The sequence below is a fragment of the Rhodonellum psychrophilum GCM71 = DSM 17998 genome (assembly GCF_000381545.1).
GTDB lineage: Bacteria > Bacteroidota > Bacteroidia > Cytophagales > Cyclobacteriaceae > Rhodonellum > Rhodonellum psychrophilum.
Genome location: NZ_KB906695.1, coordinates 49,480 through 70,373 on the forward strand (window position 1 = coordinate 49,480; position 20,894 = coordinate 70,373).

The following is a 20,894-nucleotide window of genomic DNA, read 5'->3' on the forward strand; positions in this document are numbered from 1 at the left end:
CCTGATAAGAATCGATGACTATTTGACCAAAGGCCTATAAAAATATATGGATGATCAATTTCTTTTGAATTTCTCTTTAAGGTTTTCAAATAGGGGAGCTTTGCTCTTTCTATTCTTTCGCTTTTTATCCCTTGCTTTTTTTCTCCATTTTTTGTCTTGCTCCCTTCCCTTCACCAAAACCATTCTTGCAGAGATTCCAACTTGTCCCCTAAAAAATTCTTCCCTTCCAGCCATGTTGAAGTTCGGCTTGTAATCAATCGAAATGTTGGTACCGGCAATAGTCATTTCTATGCCTCCTATCAGGTCAATTCCCGTGGTGGCATTGCCGTAGGTTTGGGTGATTTCTTTCGTGTCCCGGTTCTTGATAAAACTTTCCTCCCTGCCAAGAGAAAAGCCGCCTCCATAGTAGTAATTGAATCTTTTGGAAATAATGGGATGATGCTTTTCCAGTAATATGTGCATTCCGGAATTCCTGCTAAAATCCGACTGGATTATTCCTTCCACAGTGACATTTTTGAGGACCCGTTGTTGGACGGAAATCCCAACGGTCCTGCTAAGATCATTGCTTCCCAACCTCAATCCAGCAGAAGTTCCGTATCGTTGAGCCAAAACGGAGGATCCCGAAACAAGTATAAGAAATAAAACCAGGGTGATGTATCTGTAGCGCACAGGCATGTATTTGATTGATTTTCTTAAGGTTCAATAATTATTCCAAATTTGGCATTTAAATTCACCAATTGTCTTCAGGACTGATTTTTTCGTTTTTTTCATCCACCGAGGCCAAAAAATCCTTCCACAATTCTTCTCCTTTGTCATTGTATTTAATTTCCGCACTGAGCAGAAAATCATTTGTTTTCAACAATTCCTCATAGGTTGGATTTTGGATGTGCTTTGGGATTTTAAAAATCCGTGGATCTTTTTTATCAAAAGGTGTTTCCTCCTTGCTTCCAAATAAGTACGGCATAAGGGTTTCAGAGCAGGTTATTCCGATTTGATCAACCCTAAAATCCTTGAAATAGGAGGAAAGCCGAATATTGATTTCTTCAAAAAACTCAAGCGTCTCACTCAGCCTAACCCTGGAGCCAGCCCTTGACTTGCCTTTGGTTTTCAGGTATTTGATCTGACTTTTTCCTTGCTTTTTCCGGACCATGTAAGCCCTGAATACTTTATGATCCGTATTTATAAAATTCTCAAAATAGCCAACCGCCGCGATCCCGGATCGTATGAGTACCAAAACATAATGCTTGAAATCCAGGAGATTGGTTTGATTCTTTTCAGGATCAAATTCCAAATCCAAGGGCAATCTAAGTTTCATCAAAGCCTCAGATTCTGAATAATAAACGAGCTGGTTTTTTTTAGCCTCAAAGAGGACTTCAAAATTTCGGGACTGCATAAATACCAAGAATTTCTCAATCAAATTTTTATCAAATATTTCTCTTCTCATAAAAATTCCATGATTTAAAGTAAAATTAACCTTAAATTTGATCAAGTGACTAAAGAATAAACAATGGAAAATAAAATAGCCAACCTGTTTGGCAAAATGTGTGACAAAAACGAGGATGAATCTTTTGAATATGCGGACAAGTTGGCCAAAATCGGTACCGAGGAGGTCGTGGACGAATTGATAAGGATATTGAAGGGGGAGGACATGGACAGTGCCATTCTCGCCGCTAGGGCATTGAGCAAAACAGAAAAAAATGAGAAAGCTCTAGAGCCTTTGCTAGAATTGATACATGATACTGCTTACAAAAACAAGAACGGGGCTTTCGTCCAAGCGCTTGAAGGTTTCGACCTAGGGTCAAAATTCGTGGATATTTTAAGAATTTATCTTTTTGGAAATTTCAAAGCCTCTGCCTTGGCTAAAGAATATCTGGATTACACTGAATTTGATCTGACGCCTCGGGTGATCAAAAAAATCGAGAAGCATTGGAGTCATTTCGAAAATAACATTTCAAAGGAAGATGATGAATACATCATCAAAAAGCAGGAAATTGAAAAAATACGAATGGACATGAAAGAATTATTTGAGTCAGAATAGGCAACAAAATTCACAAGTAAAAGTTATAAGTGTATGGAAATCAAAGAAATGATATCTCTTCATGAAGATTTCTTGGAAGATTTTGGTTTCAGTCTAGACCAGGAGATTTTTCATTTTATCAAGAAAATTCCTCAGGGGAAGCAGATTATTTTTTTCCACCATACACAACAACCGGAAGTCAGCTATTTGGAGTATCACCTTGGAATCCGGTTTGATATCGTTGAGGTAATCATCAATCAATTTTTGCCCTCATCCGGGGATTACCAAGATCGGAGTATTACCTTGGTCGAAACAGTGGATTCCATTAATAAGTCCATTCCGAGAAGGTTTTTGGTCGAGAATGAATTGGAAATCAATGCGGTGATCAAAGAAGCAGAACATTTTTTGGTAAAAGAGGGATTCAAATGGCTTGATGAATATTCAAATCCCTTAAATATGGAGCGACTGTTTAACGATGCCACGGATTTCAGCAAAGTGAGTCAGAATTTTACTTACAGGTCTGCTCGTGGTGTCACCCTCAGTAAACTCTACAATCCCGCTGAATACCAAAATGTGAAGACTTTTTATCTGGAAAAACTTGAAGAAAAACAGGAAACGCCTTTTACTTTAGCCAGTTTTTTAAATCTTCTCGATTATTTGGATAATCTTTGATCCAAATAACAGCATTTCACATTTAGCCAATAGCCATTCAATTTCTTTACAACAAGCATTTGAAAACGATTTTGCTTTTAAAAATTGAATTCTGATTGTGACCAAACTTTAAAAATCGGTAGCTTTTGATTTAGCTAAACCGTCGTTCTTTTTTTCACACCTTTTACCGCTTGGGCCTCTAGCGGATTTTCAGGCCAAGAATGCTTGGGATATCTTCTTTTCATCTCTTTTTTCACTTCAAAATAAGTGTTCATCCAAAAACTTTTTAAATCTGAGGTCACCTGCACAGGCTTGTGTCCCGGGGAAAGTAAATGCAATAACAATGGAATTTCTCCTCCATTGATCCGTGGTGTTTCCATCCAGCCGAAAACTTCCTGGAGTCGAACAGCCAACACAGGGTTCGCTCCGTCTGCCTGGTATTGGAGCGTAATGCTGCTACCACTTGGGACTAGAATCTTTTTGGGTGCCAAACGGTCCAATGAATTTTGCTGCTCCGATGTCAGATTGTGGAAGAGGATTTTCTCCAAGTCCAATTTTTTCAAATCTTCAATTTTCTTAACGCCGATCAAATAGGGTCCCAACCATTCCTTATTGGTCTGGAGTAAATAGGACAAGCTCCAATCCGGCCAATTATCATCCTTTCTCCAAACCTTCAAACTGTGCACACGATTTTGCAGCTGCAGGAATGAATCGGAAAATTCCAGATGCTGTTTGCCTTCCAAACTGATAAATTTGGATGCCGCATCGATCATTTGTTCTTCGGGGACATTCTGAATGGGGGTAGATTTTAGGACAATACTTCCGATCCTCAAATCCTTTGACGCGACCAGGCCTCCTTTTTTCGCATCCCAGAGGACCACTTTTTTTTCCTTAACCATTGGTGCCAAATCCCTTGGATTCAGTGGAGAGCCCAAGAATATTTTCCCCATTCCCTCACGTGCATCGATGTGGGAAATGGCTAGCCATGGCTCGTGGGCCAAATCATCCTTGTGACCGAACATTGCCAATTTCCCGTTCGCCAATTGATATTGGGCATTATTACCGGGCCTCGCAAATGCAATCCGTTCCGGATAGGCATTGGCAATCAGAAGACCTGTTTCGTAGGGATCAAAAGCTGAATTTTCAACATCTACCCTGAACATTCTCCGATAGTTAGCTGCCACTTTTTCAATTTTATTCAAATCCTTGACAGAAAGATTTTCCTTTCTCGCCCTTCGCAAGGCTTCGATTCTCAGGTTGATGTCGATGCCGGTTTCTGGATCCAAAGGATCTCTTTCTTCCAGCAATGCCGCAATGTCCGTAGCGAGTGCAGTTTTCCCTTCTTCTTCTGCAATGACCAGCATGTGGGCAATCCGTGGATGGGAAGGTATGGAATGGATTTTCTTTCCATGGGCTGTAATCCTATTTTCCTCCAAAGCACCCAGCTGGTGAAGAATATCAAAAGCCTGCGCCAGCATTCCCGCCGGAGGTGGAGTCAACCAAGTTAAATCCTTGATGTCTTTGATTCCCCACAACACCATGTCCAACACCAAAAAAGCAAGGTCAGCATCTAGGATTTCGGGAGTCCTAAAATTGGCCATGGTCCCTTGGGTGGCCTTGGACCAAAGCCTAAAACAAACCCCAGGGGAAAGCCTTCCCGCGCGACCAGCTCTTTGGTCAGCAGAATCCTTCGCTATCCTAACAGTTTCCAATCTCGAAAGCCCTGACTTCGGGTCAAATTTGGAGGTTCGCCCAAATCCGGAGTCCACCACAATGGTGATTCCCTCTATGGTCAAACTTGTTTCAGCAATAGACGTCGCCAAAACCACCTTTCTTTTCCCATTTCTATTGGGCATGATGGCTTGGAATTGGGCAGTAGGGGAGAGTTGACCATAAAGTGGATGAATGGAAAAATTCGGCAGCTGCTTTCTTAAGATACTCTCCGTCTTTTTGATTTCTCCTTGACCGGGCAAAAATACCAGAATATCTCCCAAATTTGATTTTGAGGCTTGAATGATGGTTTTTGAAACCATTTCCGGCATCAACCAAGGGTCGATATCCCCGGAATAGTGGACTTCAACGGGAAACAATCTCCCTTCACTGGATATTACTGGGGCATTTAAAAGAGCAGAAAGCTGTGGCATATCCAAAGTAGCCGACATCACCAATATCCTTAAATCAGGTCTGAGCATTTGCTGTGCCTCCCGGCAAAGGGCCATGGCTACATCTGCATGGATATTTCTCTCATGGAATTCGTCAAAAATAACCATGCCTACATTTTCCAAAGCATTGTCTTGGTGGAGCATCCTGGTGAGTATCCCCTCAGTGAGGACTTCAAGTTTGGTCGAGGAAGTGACCTGGCTTTCGAATCTTATTCGATACCCTACGGTTTGCCCGATTTTTTCTTCCAAAAGCTCCGCCATCCTAAAAGCAATTGTCTTGGCGGCTAGTCTTCTTGGTTCGAGCATCAATATCTTTTTCCCGGCCAAAAATTGCTCTTCAAGCAAAGCCAATGGCAAAAGCGTGCTTTTTCCAGCGCCCGGAGGGGCATGGACAATCAAGGTGTTGTGTTGTGCTAATTTTTGTTTCAACTCTGGAAGAATTTCCAGAACCGGTAAATCAATTTTGTAAGGATCGAATTTCAAGTCAATAAAATTTAGCCTCAAAGGTAAAAAAAATACCACTGATCCATGAAAATTAAATTTCAGAACCAGTGGTATTTTTTAGTTTTTGTTTTTACTACTCTATTTTAGCAGAAGCCTTTCCGTATTCCCATCTGATTTCAAAACCACCAGAATTAACTTCGTAAACCAATCTTTCTTCCATTGAAGAGCCTTGTCCTGAAGGAACTTTCACTCTTAAAGCGTCTTTGCTTTGGTCATATTTGTAAGCACCCCATTGTTTGGCTTCTTTGTTGAAGACAAAAGTTGATTCATATTCTCCAGGAATAATGAAAAAACTATAGGTTCCAGCAGGTAGGCTTTGGCCTTGAACCTTGATGGCTTTGCTGGTTTCAAAAGTGGTGGCATCATTTGCCCCAGCTCTCCAAATTTCGCCCATGGGAACCAAATCTCCCCATATCGTTCTACCCTTCACAGCCGGGCTGGAGTAATTGATAGTGATACTGGCGCCATTGATTTCGCCTGTGGCAGTTTTGGCCGGACTTGGTTTTTCTTCCTGGGCAAAGGCCATAAGAGAAAACACCGATAATAAGACAGTCAATAGACCAGATTTTCCAAAAGTTGTTTTTTTCATATTGGATTGAGTTTGATTTGATTTGTTCGATTTAATTAACTCTTAAATGCAACATTGGTTTGGAGGCGAATGGTTTTGTTATATTTTCACCCAAGCTTGTTTTCTATGGCTTTCGATGATTCTTTCACAAATCAACAATTCCCTTTGCCCATCCAAGAAGGCTGGGAAACTTGGTGCTTCCGGTTGCCTTCCTTCTCTTATTGCTGCATAAACTTCTTTGAACATCTGTTTGGAGGTGTCCGGGAATCCTTCATTGTGACCACCTGGGAAACTAATCAATTGAGCTGCTTCTTTGGAGAAAAGGGAAGGATCTTTCATCAATTGATGATTGGCCGTTTCTCTTTTTCCGATCCACATTTCATTGGGCTTTTCAGAGCACCATTCAAAGTTTGCCTTTGAACCCGCGATTTCAATATTCAGCCTGTTTTTACGACCTGCATTGATTTGGCTTACCGTGACGGAGCCTTTGTTTCCATTGTCAAAACGAAGCAAAACAGAAGCATGGTCTTCGGTGCTGATCGGAACTTCTTCGTAGTCTGATGCCTGAAGTTTTTTATTGGAAAAGCTTTCAACAGCTTTCAGAGGCTTCAACCTGGTCTTGTGAACGGTAGAAAAATCCGCCATTACTTCGGTTATTTTCAGACCGGTGACATATTCGGTAATGTCCAACAAATGCGAACCGATATCCGCGATGGCTCTTGAATCTCCGGATTTGTCCGGCTCCAATCTCCAATTGTAATCCGTATTCAAAAAGAGCCAATCTTGAAGATAAGAACCCATAATGCTGTAAACATCACCCAACTCACCGCTTTCTCGCATGGTCTTCATTTGACGTACCATCGGATAATATCTCAGATTGAAGTGGACTGCATTGACGAGACCTTTATCTTTCGCCAAAGCGACGAGCTCTTCGGCCTCTTCGATTTTAGTGGCCAAAGGTTTTTCACAAATGACATGCTTTCCAGCCAAAAGTGCAGCTTTGGATTGCGGAAAGTGAAGGAAATTTGGGGTGCAAATGTGGACCACATCGATTTCCGACTGTTTCAACATTTCCTCAAAAGTATAGGCATTGGGGATCCCCAGAAGATTTGCTTTTTCTTTGGCCAATTCAAGGGTTACTTCACATAGAGCCGTAACCTCAATATTGGGTAGGCGACGTAGAGCTTCCAAGTGAGCCGGACCGATAAAGCCGGTTCCCACGATGGCAACATTGATTTTTTTCATAATAGGTTATTTGGTTTGATTGATTTTTTGAAATAAAATTAAAGATAGGGTCAAGTTTTTGGATATAAAACAAGCATTGGATTTTTTTGGGAACTGAGAACCAATTTATCCATGAAAACTGGCGGTACATACAAGCGCTTGGTGCACATTTAATAGGGTTTAGATTTGGTTTTTATGGGGATAAAAAGAATTGTTGTTTTTGTTAACAATCCATTTCAAATCCCAAGTTTAGAAAAACAAATAAACGCCAAATAACAAAATGGCCAAACCAAAAAACAGCATGAACTTTCCCTTTTTTGCATTGGCTTTGTGTTTTTCGAATCCTTTTTCATCCTTGAAGGTGATCACTCCTTCCTTATCTGTATTGTAGAATTCATAAATTTCCAATGTTTTCAAAATCTTGTAGGACCATATCAAGAGCACAATACCCAATAGGAGAAATGGAATTCGAAAGCTTTCCAATAATTCCAGGATGTTTTGACTGGGCTCCGAAGAGGGATCGATTGCATTCCCATTGGGATTTGGATCGGCTGTACTTGAGGAAATCCCCAAGCTTGAATCTTGTGCAGCAACTTTGATATTCCCTACAAATTTTCCAAAACCGCTAGGATAGCCATTTTCAAAATTATCGAATATTTTAAAAACAGGATTCTGGGAAAAAGAATAATTCACGGTCTGTACGCATATGGAACATAAAAAAAAGGTAAGTAACGCCTTTGAATTGAAATTGAATTCCATGGTGAATCACTTGAATAGAGAAGGAATTGGGTGACTACAATCAATATATAGTTTCGAAAAATAGTTGATTAAATTTGGATTAATTCCATTTTTGAATTTAATTTTTTGAATATTATTGTTTTTGCTCAGGTACGTAAATAAAACTATTTGGCATTTTGAAGCAATAAAAAATCAAAAACACCGACCATTCAAATTTCTTTTTCTTTGCTTTATCAAATTAGATCAAAATATACAATCTATCCTGTCAGCCCCTGCGCATTTTTTCATAAATTAAAGTCAAAATCAAAAAACCGAGAAACAATGGCGAATTTTAATTTGCAAATAAACGGAAAAACCCACACTGTAGATGTCGAGGGAGATACTCCTTTGCTTTGGGTTTTAAGGGATCATCTTGGTCTGGTAGGAACTAAATATTCCTGCGGAATAGCCCAATGTGGTGCCTGCATGGTACATATAAATGGAGAAGCTGTTACCTCCTGTATGCTTCCTGTTTCTTCGATCGGGTCGGATAAAGTCACCACCATTGAAGGGCTTTCAGAGGAAGGTAACCATCCCGTTCAAGAAGCTTGGAACGAAGTGGATGTTGCCCAATGTGGCTATTGTCAAGCCGGCCAAATCATGGTTGCGGCGGCACTCTTGAAAAAGAACCCAAAACCATCCACAGAAGAAATTGAAAATGGAATGAACAGAAATATTTGTCGCTGCGGAACCTACCATAGGATCCGGGAAGCAGTGGCACTGGCCTCATCAAAACTTAAATAAAAATGGCAAATCTAACCAAAACGAATAGAAGGGATTTCCTCAAGATCGCAGCCATGGCTGGCGGAGGATTGTTTATCGGTTTCAATTTGTCAAGTTGTGACTCCCCCAAAATGAAGGTGTTGAGCACAGCGGAAATCCTGTCCAAAGCATTGGGATTCAACAGTTACCTTTCCATTTCACCGGAGGGACACATTGTCATTTATTCTCCCAATCCAGAATTGGGACAAAATATCAAAACTTCCTTTCCGATGATCGTAGCAGAGGAATTGGATGCCGATTGGAAAGATGTAAGGGTGGTTCAAGCTTTTTTGGATACCGAAAACTATGATAGGCAAGTTACCGGTGGAAGTGGTGCCATGCCGCATTCTTGGGAAAGACTTCGAAAAGCCGGAGCGACGGCAAGACACATGTTGGTCGCAGCCGCAGCTGCAAAATTAGAAGTTCCGGCAAATTCACTGACCACAGAGAAGGGTGTAATCTTCCATAAAGACAGTGGCAAAAAACTGACTTATGGGGAAGTAGCAACGGAAGCATCCTTATTGACTGCTCCGGAAGAAATTACTTTGAAGGACATAAAAGATTTTAAGATTATCGGAACTCCGGTAAAAAATGTGGATAACCAAGCGATGTTTACCGGCAAGCCCCTTTTTGGTTTGGATTTTTACAGAGAAGGCATGCTTCACGCCATGATCCAGCGACCACCATTTGGGATGAAATTGAAGTCCGTCAACGACGTAGCGGCGAAGGGTGTGAAGGGAATTGTGGATGTGGTCACTTTTAAAAACAATGTGGCCGTGGTCGGGAATTCCACATGGCCTTTGATACAGGCAAGAAAACTACTGAAAATTGAGTATGAGGCTGATGGGAGCGTGGAAAGTTCCTCGGATCATGACAGGATTTTCCAGGAATTGCTGGATGGCAAAGAAGCCCAAGTCATGAGAAAGGATGGGAATGTGGATTTGGCTTTCAAAAATGCTGCGCAGGTCATCAAAAGCGAATACCAATGTCCGTTCTTATCCCATACGCCAATGGAACCCATGAACTTTTTTGCGGATGTCCGTGCGGACAAAGTCGAATTGGTTGGGCCTACGCAAACTCCCGACAGGGCAAGAAGTGAAACCGCGGAATTATTGGGAATTCCACCTGAAAATATCAGCGTGGAACTTACCCGATTGGGAGGTGGATTTGGGAGACGATTGAGAGCGGATTTTGTTGTAGAGGCCGTGGAATTGTCCAAGATGATGAAGGCTCCGGTAAAAGTGACTTGGAGCAGGGAAGACGACATGACAGGCGGCGCATACCGCCCGGCAGTTCGTTACCGCTTTGAAGCAGCCTTGGATGAACAAGGAAACATGATTGGGTACAAGTTAAGGGGTGCAGGGATCAATGCCGGAAACAGTACAAGACAAGACAATTTCCCTTCAGGGTCCGTGGACAATCTATTGATCGAGTCGGTGGAACACAAATCTCCCATTACGACAAATCCCTGGAGAGCACCAATCACGAACTTCCTGGCTTATGCAGAACAGGCATTTTTAGATGAAGTTGCCTTTGCAGCCAAAAAAGACCCTGTGAAATTCAGGCTGGAATTATTGGAAAGAGCGAAAAAATCTCCGGTTGGAGAAATCAAATACGACGTAGACAGAATGATTGGCGTCATCGAATTGGCAGCAGAAAAATCCCAATGGGGGAAAAATGGAAATCTCCATCAGGGTTTCAGTGTATATTATTCCCATAGATCTTATGTAGCCCAGGTAGCAGATGTGGAGATAAACAAAGGAAATCCAGTGCTGAAAAAGATCTATGCCGTGACCGACTGCGGTATCGTTGTCAATCCAACCGGTGCAGACCAACAGGTCCGCGGCGGTATTGTGGATGGCATGGGACATGCGATGTTCAGCAATCTGACCTTTGAAAATGGGGTGCCCAAACAAAAGAATTTTGACAGTTATAGACTGATCAGGATGAAAGAGGTGCCTGAAATCGAAGTGCATTTTGTCCAAAACGGGATTGATCCAACAGGATTGGGCGAGCCAGCTTTGCCGCCCACCGGTGGAGCCATCGCCAATGCCATCTTCAAAGCGACAGGAAAAAGGTTGAGAAGTCAACCTTTTGTAGAGCAACAGGAATTTTCGGAAATCAATTTGGAATTGAGAATGACTTAAATTCCCTTGGTGATTGAATTGAAATAAAAAAAAAGAGCCCATTTATGCAGATAGATGAGCTCTTTTTATGATTAATTATAATTTTATGGGTTAAAATGGAATTGGGAATCCATAACACACGTTAAATCTCATCCATTCCTCTTTCAGGCCAATAGGGGCCAATCAGTTTTAACTCTCGAATAGCTTTGTCAAACTCAAACTCAATATCCATTTTTTCTTTACCCTGCTCATTGATATTCAGACAGGCATTGAAGTAGATCAAATCAAAGCCAACTGTTAGTTTTCCTTTGAGACTGTCGGTAAGTTCAATGTTGCCTACCTGTTTTACATTTTCCACCACGGCTCCTTCTTTTTTATAATAATAAGAAAGAAAAATACCCATCTCCAGTACATTTTTTGAGAGCGTTTCAGTGATCGTGCCTTTTAAGTCATCAATTTTTTCACTGCCTGACGTGTCAAATTTCCAAGATTCTTGCATAACTCTCTATTTGATGATTTCCTTATTCCGTAGATTCGTCACCTCTTCAGGTAAAATTATTTTCCCCTCATTTCCCCAGGAATTTCTTACAAAATTCAATACATCGGAGATTTGTTGGTCCGAAAGATAATCCTGTGCTGCCATAGGAATGCTGTATTCTTTTCCGTTGACGGTTATTTTTTCATTCAGTCCCTTCAACAAAACCAAAATGGACCTTTCACGACCCTCCATTAGAAAATCTGATTTGGCCAAAGGAGGAAATACACCGCCAATCCCTTCGCCCGCCGCCATGTGGCAACTTGCACATTGGTTGGCATATACAGTTTCTCCTCTTTTGACACTTTCTTGGAGCGCATCATTGTTCAGTACAAGGTATGCGCTGTAAATGAAAACGGTCATCATTGAAAACAGGTAGAGTAATTTGACCATAATGTGACTGGGTAGAAAATGATTATAAAGGCAGGTAATTTATCCTCCTCAAAAATCGACAAAAAAAATACCAAATCACAAACAGTACTGGATAGATTTGATCATCAGGGATTTTTCTAGGAGAAATATTGGTCTTTCGCATAGGATGATTTTCGGACGGAATATGTTTTTAATTTCTTGTTCAAAAGTTTGCCTGCTTGGACCAATCCATTAATTTTGGATTAGAAGGATTTTAAATCCAGAAATCCGCTGCTTTCGTATTCTATGAAATATCCCATTTATTTTGATTACAATGCCACGACACCCTGTGATGAAGAGGTAATTGAAGCAATGTTGCCTTGGTTTGGAACCCATTTCGGAAATGCTGCCAGTAAAAACCACGCTTATGGATGGATGGCCGAAGATGCAGTGGAAACCGCCAGATCCAAAGTCGCGGAACTAATCGGGGCAAAATCCAAAGAAATCATTTTTACCTCAGGTGCTACAGAAGCTATTCATTTGGGAATTAAGGGGATATCGGATTACTATCGAGGAGAAAAACAGCATTTTATTACCTGCCAAACCGAACACAAAGCCACTTTGGACACTTTCCAATCCTTGGAAAAAAATGGAGCAGAAGTTACATATTTGGCTGTTGATGGATTAGGAAAATTGGAAATGCATCTATTGGAAAAGGCAATACTTCCCCATACCAAAATGATTGCTTTGATGTGGGCAAACAATGAAACCGGAAATATCTTTCCGATGGAAGAAATAAAGCAACTGGCAAAACAGAAGGATCTTATTCTTTTTACGGATGCAGTTCAAGCTGCCGGAAAGGTTCCAGTCAGTGTTTTGGATCTGCATCTGATGGCCATTTCTGCACATAAACTTTACGGTCCGAAAGGAATCGGGGCTTTATACATCAGACACAACCACCATCAACCCAAGCCAATTGGTCAAATACTGGGGGGAGGTCATGAAAAGGGTTTTCGGAGTGGGACGCTCAATGTCCCGGCAATTGTCGGATTTGGAAAAGCTGCTGAAATCCGACTGAAAGTGATGGAAAGTGAAAACGTCCGTTTGAAAAACCTCAGGAATCTTCTCGAAAAAAAACTGCTTGATTTGCCCGGCACAAAATTGAACGGAGATCAGGAAAACCGATTGGCACATGTTGCCAACATTGCATTTGAAGGAGTGGAAGGCGAGGAGTTGCTCAGGCTGGTGAACAAAGAAATTGCGGTGAGTTCTGGATCGGCATGTTCCACCATTTCACCAAAACCCTCTCATGTTTTGAACGCGATGGGTCTGGACGGAGATTTGGCGAGAAGTTCAATTAGATTTAGTTTGGGCATGCAAACCACCGAAAATGACATTCTTTTGGCTGTGGAGCATGTCAAAAAAGTGTTGGACACTTTGCGGTAATCCGATTTGTACAAATGGGATTTTCACAATCCCTCAATCAAACCTCTGTAATCTTCGCGGGTATCGATATCCACGATTCCCAATTCAAAATCCACCAATGCCAAATCACCGGAATGTTCATAAATGAGTTTTTTTGCTCCTTCCTTTCCGGTTAATTTCAATAATTCCGGGAAATATTTTTTCGTAAATAAAACAGGAACACCATTGGTCTCTTTATAATGGCATGCCACGATGCCTTTTCCTGTTGCGTTTTGAGTCGTGATCAATTGATCAATCAATTCCGGGCTGATAAATGGTTGGTCACAGAGAATCACCACCACTTGATCGAATGATCCCTTTTCCATCACATATTCCAATCCTAATTTCAAGGTGGATGCCATTCCTTTTTCCCATGCTGCATTCACGATAACATCCATTTTCCCCAATTTGATTTGGGATAGGATTTGGGCATATTTTTCACCCAGGACCAACAATTGGTATTGGGTATTGGAATGGATTCCCGTATCAATGGAAATTTGAAGCAATGACCGATTTTTGTAGATCAGCAACTGTTTGGGAACGCCCATTCGGGTCGATCCTCCAGCAGCAAGTAGGATAAGTGCAGTTTTATTGGTTTCCATAAGCCAGAGTACTATTGGTGGATTTCAATTCTTCCATGTGGATGGGGCCTTTTTTGTCCCGGAGAAATGAAGGAGATTTTCCTTTCATGACTGCCTGTACCTCGGAGAAGATGGCCAACGCAATTTCCTCAGGGGTTTCTGAGCCGATATCAAGCCCGATGGGTGCATAAATCTTTGATTCAAACCCCTCACTTATTTTGATGCCGTTTGCCTCAAGCCTCTCTTTCAGTTTTTCGGTTTTCTTTTTTGGCCCCAAAATCCCGATATATGGCAGGGATTGTATTTGTACTGCCGACAAAACCTGTGCTTCATATTCGAAATTGTGGGTCATCAAAAGGGCAATAGTATTGGAATCAAATTCGATTTTTGAAACCACCTCATCTGCCTTTCCCAGAATAATTTGATTGACTTCGGGAAACCTTTCCGAGGTCGCATAATTTTTTCTACCGTCAATCAAGGTAATTTCATATCCTAAAATATGGGCCATTTTCACCAAGGGGATTACATCATTACCAGCACCGAAAAGCAATAGCTTTGTAGGGGGGGGTATAAATTGATAAAAAACGTGAACCGCATCAAAACCAATGCATTCACTGATTTTGTTGTGTTGGCTTTCGAAAACAGAGGGTATTTCATTCCTGATTTGTTCAAAAATTTCACCATGTTCTTTTTCCAAAGTTCCTGAAATGCTGTCTTTTTTGAACAGTACCTTGGTTCCTATTTGTTCTGCAGAGGCATATTTGAGTGAAAAAATGGTGGTCATTACGCAGATATCTCTTGTTCTTTGACTCAATTTCAAAAGTGCCACAGGATTCTCTTCATCATTTGGATCCAAGGGTTCTATCAAGACATGTATAACTCCGTTGCAGCCCAAACCAACACCAAATTTTTGATCGTCTTCATCGGTAGTATCGTAAGTCACTAACATTGGTTTCTGTTGAAAAATCACCATTTGTGCCTTCCGCAGAGCATCTCCTTCCAAACAGCCTCCACTGATGGCGCCTGTGAGTTCTCCATCCTCGGTCACCAACATTCGGGCTCCTGGTCTTCTATATGCTGAACCATCGACTTTCACCACTGTTGCCAAGGCAGTTTTTTTTCCTTGACTTTCTGCTTTGTCGTAGGCTGCTACGATGTTATTGATTTCTTTCATGAGGTTTTGAAATGACGAACAACAAAAATCTAATTTAAGCAAAAAACCACAAATATTTAATTTAACCCGTTTTATGCATTTCGAATTCAATAAAACAACTAATTGATAATCAATTAGTTGTTTACTATTTATGATTTTGCCCTATTGTTACCTGGATTTATTCACCTAATAGTCAAATTTTCTTTCAGTTTCAATCCCATTTGGAAACCTTTTGCATATTTCAGGCTTAACAGCCAATCAAAAAAAGCAAGTTTTTGGGTTTGTTTTGAATTCGCTTGACCTCAGCTCGAACTTTTTTTATTCCTATTATCTTCCTAATTTTTATAAAAGCGGTTTTGCCTTGGCAAGAATTCAAAACACATTAAAAAACTTCCCTTATTTCTCTGCCTTTAAGCAAGGCCTCAAGGCTTTTATTTTAACTATTTTTTCAGGCTTAAATGGATTTGAAAAAACTCACTGAAGCCAATGATGTAGTAATGATGTAAATCAAAACTCACAATGATGTAGTAATGATGTACTGTGAAATCCAGTTTTTATACGAACAAACATTACTTTTCAATATTATTAATTCATTAACAATCAACAATAACCCTAAGTAAAACTGCTTATGAAAAAATTTACTATGACTATGTTATTCTGTTTTGCGTTTGTCGCCTATTTGCAGGCGCAAAGCGTAAACACAGAATGCGAAGGCACTTCGACCGAAGCTTCCGATGGTGCTTTTACCGATGGCTTCAAATACCGTTTCACTACCAATGGAACTAATATAACCGCTACTTTTGAACTTTTAGAATCAAAAGATGGTCTAGTGGCTTTTGCCCAGACTTACAATCCGAATTTTTCAGAAAGGCCCATGACACAGGTTGAAGGAAACAAGTTTTCTTTGACTTTTGCCGGTCAAACGCCCGGTTCGACATTTAGAATAGCCTGTAAATTCGCTTTTGCCGGCGGATTGGCCACTACTAAAATTCTTGAATATACTGTGGGTACTGATTGTGGGAATACGCTTTTAAATCTACCCGTTGACTTTGAAAACACCACATTGGATTACCAGCTGGTGGATTTTGGAGGAAACGCTTCTGAAATCGTCGCAGATCCAACCAACCCTCAGAACAGAGTCGTGAAATCGATCAAAACTGTAGGTGCCGAAGTGTGGGCAGGTACAACCATTGGGGATGCAAGTGGTTTTGCTTCTGCAATTCCATTTAAAGAAGGTTCCACAACCATGAGTGTTCGTGTCTGGTCTCCTAAAGCAGGAATTCCAATCCGATTGAAAGTAGAACAGGCAGGAAATACAGATGTTTCCGTAGAAACGCAAACAAATTCCATTATCGCAAACGAGTGGCAAACATTGGTGTTCGATTTCGCATCTCCAGTGGAAGGTGCCGCCCTTGATTTTGCAAAACAATACAATAAAGTATCCATCTTCTTTGATTTTGGGACGAACGGTGGAGCGGGCGAACAAACATACTATTGGGATGAGGTAGTGTTCATCGCAGCAGAAGAGTTGGATCTTCCGGTTGATTTTGAAAGCACCACCATTAATTATGAATTGACGGATTTTGGAGGAAACATTTCCGAAATCGTCGCGGATCCAACCAATGCAGACAATAAAGTAGTGAAAATCATCAAACCATTGGATGCTGCGGGTTGGGCAGGCACCACAATAGGGGGTAATTCTGGATTTGCCAAACCTGTTCCATTTGCAGTAGGTGCGACTGGGATTACTTTACGGGTTTGGTCCCCCGATGCAGGTACTCCAGTCAGGATAAAGATTGAAAATTACCTGAATGTCACCCAATCTATCGAGACAGAAACAAATACTTCCCTTGCAGGTGAATGGGAAACCTTGGTTTTCAATTTTGCAAATCAGGCCCAAGGAACAGAAGCTATCAATTATGATCTGAATTTCAACAAAGCTTCCGTTTTCATGAATTTTGGAACGGAGGGAAATACAGCTGGAGAAAAAACATATTATTTCGATGATATGATTTTCGTAGGCTCTGTAGGTGGTGAAAACCCAGTTGATTCGGCTTTACCTGTTATCCCTCTGGATTTTGAATCTACGAGCATAGAATATGGATTCGAAAATTTTGCCGGGGGAGATTTAACGAGGATAGCAAATCCGCAAAGTAATGGGATCAATACAAGTGCCTTCGTAGGACGAATGGTCAAAAATGCCGGAGAAGTTTATGCCGGGACCTTGATTCCATTGGCTACTCCAATTGATTTTTCACAAAGTAAAACTTTCAAAGTAAAAGTATATATGCCAAGAGTGGGAGCCAAGCTCTTGCTTAAAGTTGAAAACCAGTCCAATCCTGCGATCTCCTTTGAAAAGGAAGTTACTGGAACAAAAGCCAATGAATGGGAAGAGTTAAGTTTTGACTATTCTGGCATCAATCCATCTGAAAGCTACCAAAAATTGGTTTTGATATTTGATCTCGGTACAATGGGAGATGGATCAGCGAATTTCACTTATTTGATAGATGATGTTTTATTGGTCGCCGAAGGAAATGGTGGTGGAGTAGTAACGGTGGGCCAAATGGATCTTCCCGTTACCTTTGACAACGAGGAAGTGACTTATGGATTGGTCGGATTTGGCGGCGCTGATGGCACCATTGTAGTTGACCCGACAGATGCAAACAACAAAGTAGCGCGGATAATCAAATCTGTGGACGCGCAATCATGGGCAGGAACTACTGTGACCGCAGTCACGGAAGGAGTAGAGACTGGTTTTGCTAACAAAATACCTTTCACCGCACAGAACAAGAAAATGTCTGTTAGGGTATGGTCACCAGATGCAGGAATCCCTGTTCGGTTAAAGGTGGAAAATTATCTGAGTGTCAATCAGTCTGTTGAAACCGAAACAAAAACTACCCTTGCAGGTCAATGGGAAACTTTGGTTTTTGATTTTGCCAATCAAGCTCAGGGTACAGAAGCGCTCAACCTTGCCTTGAATTTCAACAAAGCCTCCCTTTTCTTCAATTTCGGGACAGAAGGTGCTACAGCTGGAGAGAAAACCTATTACTTTGATGACATCGTATTTGGTACATCAGCAACCGAAAACCCAGTTACAGGTCAGCTTCCGGTAATTCCAATGGATTTTGAATCAGGCGAATTGGCCTATGATTTTTTGAACTTCGAGGGAGGAGAGTTAAGCAGAATCGCCAATCCACAATCAAGTGGAATCAACACCAGCGGCTTTGTGGCACAAATGGTCAAAAATCCGGGAGAAGTATTCGCCGGAGCAGTGATTCCTTTGGCTTCAGCTATTGATTTCAGTAAAGGGAAGATTTTTAAAGTCAAAGTATACATGCCGAGGGTTGGTGCGAAGCTTTTGTTGAAAGTGGAAAACCAAACCGATGGAGGAATTGCTTTTGAGAAAGAAGTTACCGGAACCAAGGCAAACGAATGGGAAGAATTGACCTTCGATTATTCGGGTATCAATACCTTAAACAGTTATCAGAAGGTGGTTTTGATCTTTGACTTGGGAACAGCTGGAGACGGCTCTGCGAATTTCACCTATTTGGTGGATGACATTGCACTGGTTTCAGACGGTGAAAATCCCGTGACAAGTCAGCTTCCAGTGATTCCTTTGGACTTTGAATCCGGAGATCTTAAATATGATTTCTTGAACTTCGAGGGATCAGAGCTTACCAGAGTTTTCAATCCTCAAGTAGGAGGCATCAACACAAGTGGTTTTGTTGGCCAAATGATTAAATATCAAGGTGCGGTATTTGCTGGCACATTAATCCAATTGGCTTCACCGATTGATTTCAGCCAAGGAAAAATCTTCAAAGTCAAAGTGTTTATGCCAAGGGTTGGTGCGAAGCTTTTGTTGAAAGTGGAAAACCAAACGAATTCAGAGATTGCTTTTGAAAAAGAGGTTGCCGGAACCAAGGCAAATGAGTGGGAAGAATTGACCTTCGATTATGAAGCCATCAATACCACGAACAGTTATCAGAAAGTGGTCTTGATCTTTGATTTGGGAACTGTTGGAGACGGCTCTGCGAATTTCACTTATCTGTTGGATGATATTTCACTTGTTGCAGATGGAAGCACTCCAGTGGAGACATTGGCACAAATGAATGTTCCAGTAACCTTTGACGGAGAAAATGTCAATTATGGCTTAGTTGGATTTGGTGGGGCGGATGCTTCCAGCATCGTTCAGGATCCTACCAATTCTGCAAACAAAGTAGCAAAGGTGACGAAATCAGATGCAGCGGAGCTTTGGGCAGGAACTACAGTCACTGCCACCTCCAATGGAGTTCAGACCGGTTTCAGTAGTAAAATTCCTTTTACAGCTGAAAATAAAAAACTAAGTGTAAGGGTTTGGTCACCGGATGCTGGGATTCCTGTGCGATTGAAGGTTGAAAACCATTTGAACAATGAAGAGTCAGTAGAAACTGAAACATCCACAACAGTGGCAGGCAATTGGGAAACGCTTTCTTTTGATTTTGACAACCAAGTGGAAGGTACAGCGGAATTCAATATATCCTCTTCTTATAACAAGCTTTCGATTTTCTTTAATTTCGGAAAAACGGGTGCGGAAGCAGGTGAAAAGACCTATTATTTTGATGATATCGAATTTGGAGAGCAGGTGGCATGTGTCAATCCTCCAAAGCCAGTGATCACCATGACAGGAGTAGGTACGGAAACCATCATTTTGACTTCCAGTGCATCAGAGGGAAATCAGTGGTTCTTCAACGGTGTAATCATTCCAGGAGCCAATGGAATGACCTTGTCTGTGACTGATTTTGGTGTGTTCACTGTGCAGGTTACACTTGGTGATTGCAAAAGTGAAATTTCAAATGGGACTGTATTGATTGTCAATGGATCTGAAATCAGGCCAATCGGCAGTATCCGCGTCTTCCCTAATCCTACTGTTGATTATGTAGAGGTACATGGAATGAACGGGGCGCTAAGAAGTTTGGAAATCATCGACATGACTGGGAGATCATACGCAATCCCCTTCGTCCAAATAGGGGATGTTTATCAGGTAAACATGTCAGGTTTATCTCCTGGCGTCTACGTGCTTTGGATCCAACAGGGCAACGAGAGTTTCAGAACTAAAATCATTAAAAAATAGGAAGACTTGTTTTCGGCCCAATATCTTTTCAACAAACGAAAGTGGACTTAAAAATGATATTGGGCGAAGCAAATGTTGATCTAAAACATACATAAGAAAAAATGAAAAAAATATCGAATCTTAATCAAATGTTTTTCCTGGTTCTCCTAATGGGAATGATGGGATTGGTGTCAAGTTGTAAGGATGATGTTGAAAAACCGAAACCCACTTTGAAGGAAGAGGCGATGGAAAAACTCACCAACACTACTTGGAAATTGGACCGAGTGACCGTTGATGGAGTGAACCAGACAGCTGTCTACAGCGATTTGACTTTGAGTTTCACCAGTACAGCTTATAACAGTACCAATGGTGGAGTCGTCTGGCCAGCAAGTGGGACTTGGGCATTTACCAATGAGCAGGCCACGGTCATTAAGCGAAATGATGGTGTGGATGTCACAATTCAAGAACTGACAGCCCAGACACTTAGGTTGGCAATGCCTTGGGAGACCAACACGCTCAAACCGGGTCGGGTGGAATCCTTGGCAGGTCAACATGTTTTCACGTTTGTGAAATAATCAGTCAATCAATCAAAAAAAGAGGCAGGGAGACAAGAGGCCACTGAAAAAGTAGCTAAAACTGAAGGTAAAATTTTGAAAGCGACTAAGTCATTGACAAGAGTGACTTAGCCGCTTTCTTTTTTTTCGCCACTAGCTTTTAAAATTTCTCTATTGAAGCCTATACCGAACTAATTTTGATGATTTTCAACGATTTTCTACCAGTTTTTGATTATACCCGGGCCAGTTTCAAGATCCTTTTAACATTTACGGTGAATAAAGCTATGGCAGCTTGCATTTCCATGTTATTTATCCCGTAAGATATTGCCCTTCCAAATCCATGTGCGTTTTTTAACTCTCCGTTTTTCGCTTCTAT

The 20,894-nt window shown here is 41.2% G+C and carries 17 protein-coding genes; 7 read left to right on the forward strand and 10 right to left on the reverse strand.

What is annotated here, in order from left to right; translation table 11 throughout:
- Positions 1 to 54: 54 nt before the first annotated feature.
- Together F824_RS0122920 and F824_RS0122925 are read right to left on the reverse strand one after the other, a co-directional pair.
- The gene (locus F824_RS0122920) at positions 55 to 675 is read right to left on the reverse strand and encodes a hypothetical protein (RefSeq protein ID WP_019600283.1); all 621 of its coding nucleotides are present in this window, start codon (positions 673 to 675) and stop codon (positions 55 to 57) included.
- A 55-nt stretch (positions 676 to 730) separates the two neighbouring features.
- Positions 731 to 1,444 (reverse strand): hypothetical protein, encoded by a 714-nt coding sequence (locus F824_RS0122925; protein ID WP_019600284.1) that lies wholly within the window; start codon positions 1,442 to 1,444, stop codon positions 731 to 733.
- Positions 1,445 to 1,507: 63 nt separating this feature from the next.
- Between F824_RS0122925 and F824_RS0122930 the strand changes: the two genes are divergently transcribed.
- Positions 1,508 to 2,038 (forward strand): HEAT repeat domain-containing protein, encoded by a 531-nt coding sequence (locus tag F824_RS0122930; protein ID WP_019600285.1) that lies wholly within the window; start codon positions 1,508 to 1,510, stop codon positions 2,036 to 2,038.
- Between the two features lie 33 nt (positions 2,039 to 2,071).
- Positions 2,072 to 2,689, forward strand: coding sequence for a hypothetical protein (locus tag F824_RS0122935; RefSeq protein ID WP_019600286.1), 618 nt, complete (start codon positions 2,072 to 2,074; stop codon positions 2,687 to 2,689).
- 134 nt (positions 2,690 to 2,823) lie between these two features.
- On the opposite strand, the gene hrpB is transcribed toward F824_RS0122935, so the two are convergent.
- The 4 genes from hrpB to F824_RS0122955 form a co-directional block, all read right to left on the reverse strand.
- Positions 2,824 to 5,313, reverse strand: coding sequence for an ATP-dependent helicase HrpB (hrpB, locus tag F824_RS0122940; RefSeq protein WP_022582243.1), 2,490 nt, complete (start codon positions 5,311 to 5,313; stop codon positions 2,824 to 2,826).
- 94 nt (positions 5,314 to 5,407) lie between these two features.
- Positions 5,408 to 5,923 (reverse strand): DUF2911 domain-containing protein, encoded by a 516-nt coding sequence (locus tag F824_RS0122945; RefSeq protein WP_026333879.1) that lies wholly within the window; start codon positions 5,921 to 5,923, stop codon positions 5,408 to 5,410.
- 78 nt (positions 5,924 to 6,001) lie between these two features.
- Entirely contained in the window at positions 6,002 to 7,147 is a 1,146-nt protein-coding gene (locus F824_RS0122950) for a Gfo/Idh/MocA family protein (RefSeq protein ID WP_019600289.1), read from the reverse strand.
- A gap of 228 nt (positions 7,148 to 7,375) precedes the next feature.
- Entirely contained in the window at positions 7,376 to 7,819 is a 444-nt protein-coding gene (locus F824_RS0122955; RefSeq protein ID WP_019600290.1) for a hypothetical protein, read from the reverse strand.
- Between the two features lie 366 nt (positions 7,820 to 8,185).
- On the opposite strand from F824_RS0122955, the gene F824_RS0122960 reads away from it, so the two are divergent.
- Both F824_RS0122960 and F824_RS0122965 read left to right on the forward strand, forming a co-directional pair.
- Positions 8,186 to 8,647, forward strand: a complete 462-nt coding sequence (locus F824_RS0122960) for a (2Fe-2S)-binding protein (protein ID WP_019600291.1) — start codon at positions 8,186 to 8,188, stop codon at positions 8,645 to 8,647.
- A gap of 2 nt (positions 8,648 to 8,649) precedes the next feature.
- A complete protein-coding gene (locus F824_RS0122965) occupies positions 8,650 to 10,812 on the forward strand; it encodes a xanthine dehydrogenase family protein molybdopterin-binding subunit (RefSeq protein WP_019600292.1) in 2,163 nt (720 codons plus the stop codon).
- 121 nt (positions 10,813 to 10,933) lie between these two features.
- Here F824_RS0122965 and F824_RS0122970 read toward each other — a convergent pair whose 3' ends face one another.
- Both F824_RS0122970 and F824_RS0122975 read right to left on the reverse strand, forming a co-directional pair.
- Positions 10,934 to 11,290: a hypothetical protein gene (locus F824_RS0122970; protein WP_019600293.1), complete on the reverse strand. Its 357-nt coding sequence runs from the start codon at positions 11,288 to 11,290 to the stop codon at positions 10,934 to 10,936.
- 6 nt (positions 11,291 to 11,296) lie between these two features.
- On the reverse strand, positions 11,297 to 11,719 hold the full coding sequence (locus F824_RS0122975) for a c-type cytochrome (protein ID WP_019600294.1): 423 nt from the start codon (positions 11,717 to 11,719) through the stop codon (positions 11,297 to 11,299).
- A 264-nt stretch (positions 11,720 to 11,983) separates the two neighbouring features.
- On the opposite strand from F824_RS0122975, the gene F824_RS0122985 reads away from it, so the two are divergent.
- Positions 11,984 to 13,123 carry a cysteine desulfurase family protein gene (locus F824_RS0122985; RefSeq protein ID WP_019600296.1) on the forward strand — a complete coding sequence of 380 codons (1,140 nt, stop codon included), beginning with the start codon at positions 11,984 to 11,986 and terminating at the stop codon, positions 13,121 to 13,123.
- Between the two features lie 23 nt (positions 13,124 to 13,146).
- On the opposite strand, the gene F824_RS0122990 is transcribed toward F824_RS0122985, so the two are convergent.
- Positions 13,147 to 13,743 carry a nucleotidyltransferase family protein gene (locus tag F824_RS0122990; RefSeq protein WP_019600297.1) on the reverse strand — a complete coding sequence of 199 codons (597 nt, stop codon included), beginning with the start codon at positions 13,741 to 13,743 and terminating at the stop codon, positions 13,147 to 13,149.
- Positions 13,730 to 14,896 (reverse strand): XdhC family protein, encoded by a 1,167-nt coding sequence (locus F824_RS0122995; RefSeq protein ID WP_019600298.1) that lies wholly within the window; start codon positions 14,894 to 14,896, stop codon positions 13,730 to 13,732. Before F824_RS0122995 ends, F824_RS0122990 begins: the two co-directional genes overlap by 14 nt.
- Before the next feature lie 628 nt (positions 14,897 to 15,524).
- Here F824_RS0122995 and F824_RS0123005 point away from each other — a divergent pair.
- The gene (locus F824_RS0123005; protein ID WP_019600300.1) at positions 15,525 to 19,985 is read left to right on the forward strand and encodes a T9SS type A sorting domain-containing protein; all 4,461 of its coding nucleotides are present in this window, start codon (positions 15,525 to 15,527) and stop codon (positions 19,983 to 19,985) included.
- A gap of 101 nt (positions 19,986 to 20,086) precedes the next feature.
- A complete protein-coding gene (locus F824_RS0123010; RefSeq protein ID WP_139189915.1) occupies positions 20,087 to 20,539 on the forward strand; it encodes a hypothetical protein in 453 nt (150 codons plus the stop codon).
- The last annotated feature ends 355 nt before the right edge of the window (positions 20,540 to 20,894 follow it).

Coding starts and splice junctions, on each gene's coding strand:
- F824_RS0122990 (WP_019600297.1), bottom strand. CDS start 13,743: ATGGAAACCAATAAAACTGCACTTATCCTACTTGCTGCTGGAGGATCG.
- F824_RS0122975 (WP_019600294.1), bottom strand. CDS start 11,719: ATGGTCAAATTACTCTACCTGTTTTCAATGATGACCGTTTTCATTTAC.
- F824_RS0122925 (WP_019600284.1), bottom strand. CDS start 1,444: ATGAGAAGAGAAATATTTGATAAAAATTTGATTGAGAAATTCTTGGTA.
- F824_RS0122995 (WP_019600298.1), bottom strand. CDS start 14,896: ATGAAAGAAATCAATAACATCGTAGCAGCCTACGACAAAGCAGAAAGT.
- F824_RS0122945 (WP_026333879.1), bottom strand. CDS start 5,923: ATGAAAAAAACAACTTTTGGAAAATCTGGTCTATTGACTGTCTTATTA.
- F824_RS0123005 (WP_019600300.1), top strand. CDS start 15,525: ATGTTATTCTGTTTTGCGTTTGTCGCCTATTTGCAGGCGCAAAGCGTA.
- F824_RS0122970 (WP_019600293.1), bottom strand. CDS start 11,290: ATGCAAGAATCTTGGAAATTTGACACGTCAGGCAGTGAAAAAATTGAT.
- F824_RS0122930 (WP_019600285.1), top strand. CDS start 1,508: ATGGAAAATAAAATAGCCAACCTGTTTGGCAAAATGTGTGACAAAAAC.
- F824_RS0122935 (WP_019600286.1), top strand. CDS start 2,072: ATGGAAATCAAAGAAATGATATCTCTTCATGAAGATTTCTTGGAAGAT.
- F824_RS0123010 (WP_139189915.1), top strand. CDS start 20,087: ATGAAAAAAATATCGAATCTTAATCAAATGTTTTTCCTGGTTCTCCTA.
- F824_RS0122960 (WP_019600291.1), top strand. CDS start 8,186: ATGGCGAATTTTAATTTGCAAATAAACGGAAAAACCCACACTGTAGAT.
- F824_RS0122985 (WP_019600296.1), top strand. CDS start 11,984: ATGAAATATCCCATTTATTTTGATTACAATGCCACGACACCCTGTGAT.
- F824_RS0122965 (WP_019600292.1), top strand. CDS start 8,650: ATGGCAAATCTAACCAAAACGAATAGAAGGGATTTCCTCAAGATCGCA.
- F824_RS0122920 (WP_019600283.1), bottom strand. CDS start 675: ATGCCTGTGCGCTACAGATACATCACCCTGGTTTTATTTCTTATACTT.
- F824_RS0122950 (WP_019600289.1), bottom strand. CDS start 7,147: ATGAAAAAAATCAATGTTGCCATCGTGGGAACCGGCTTTATCGGTCCG.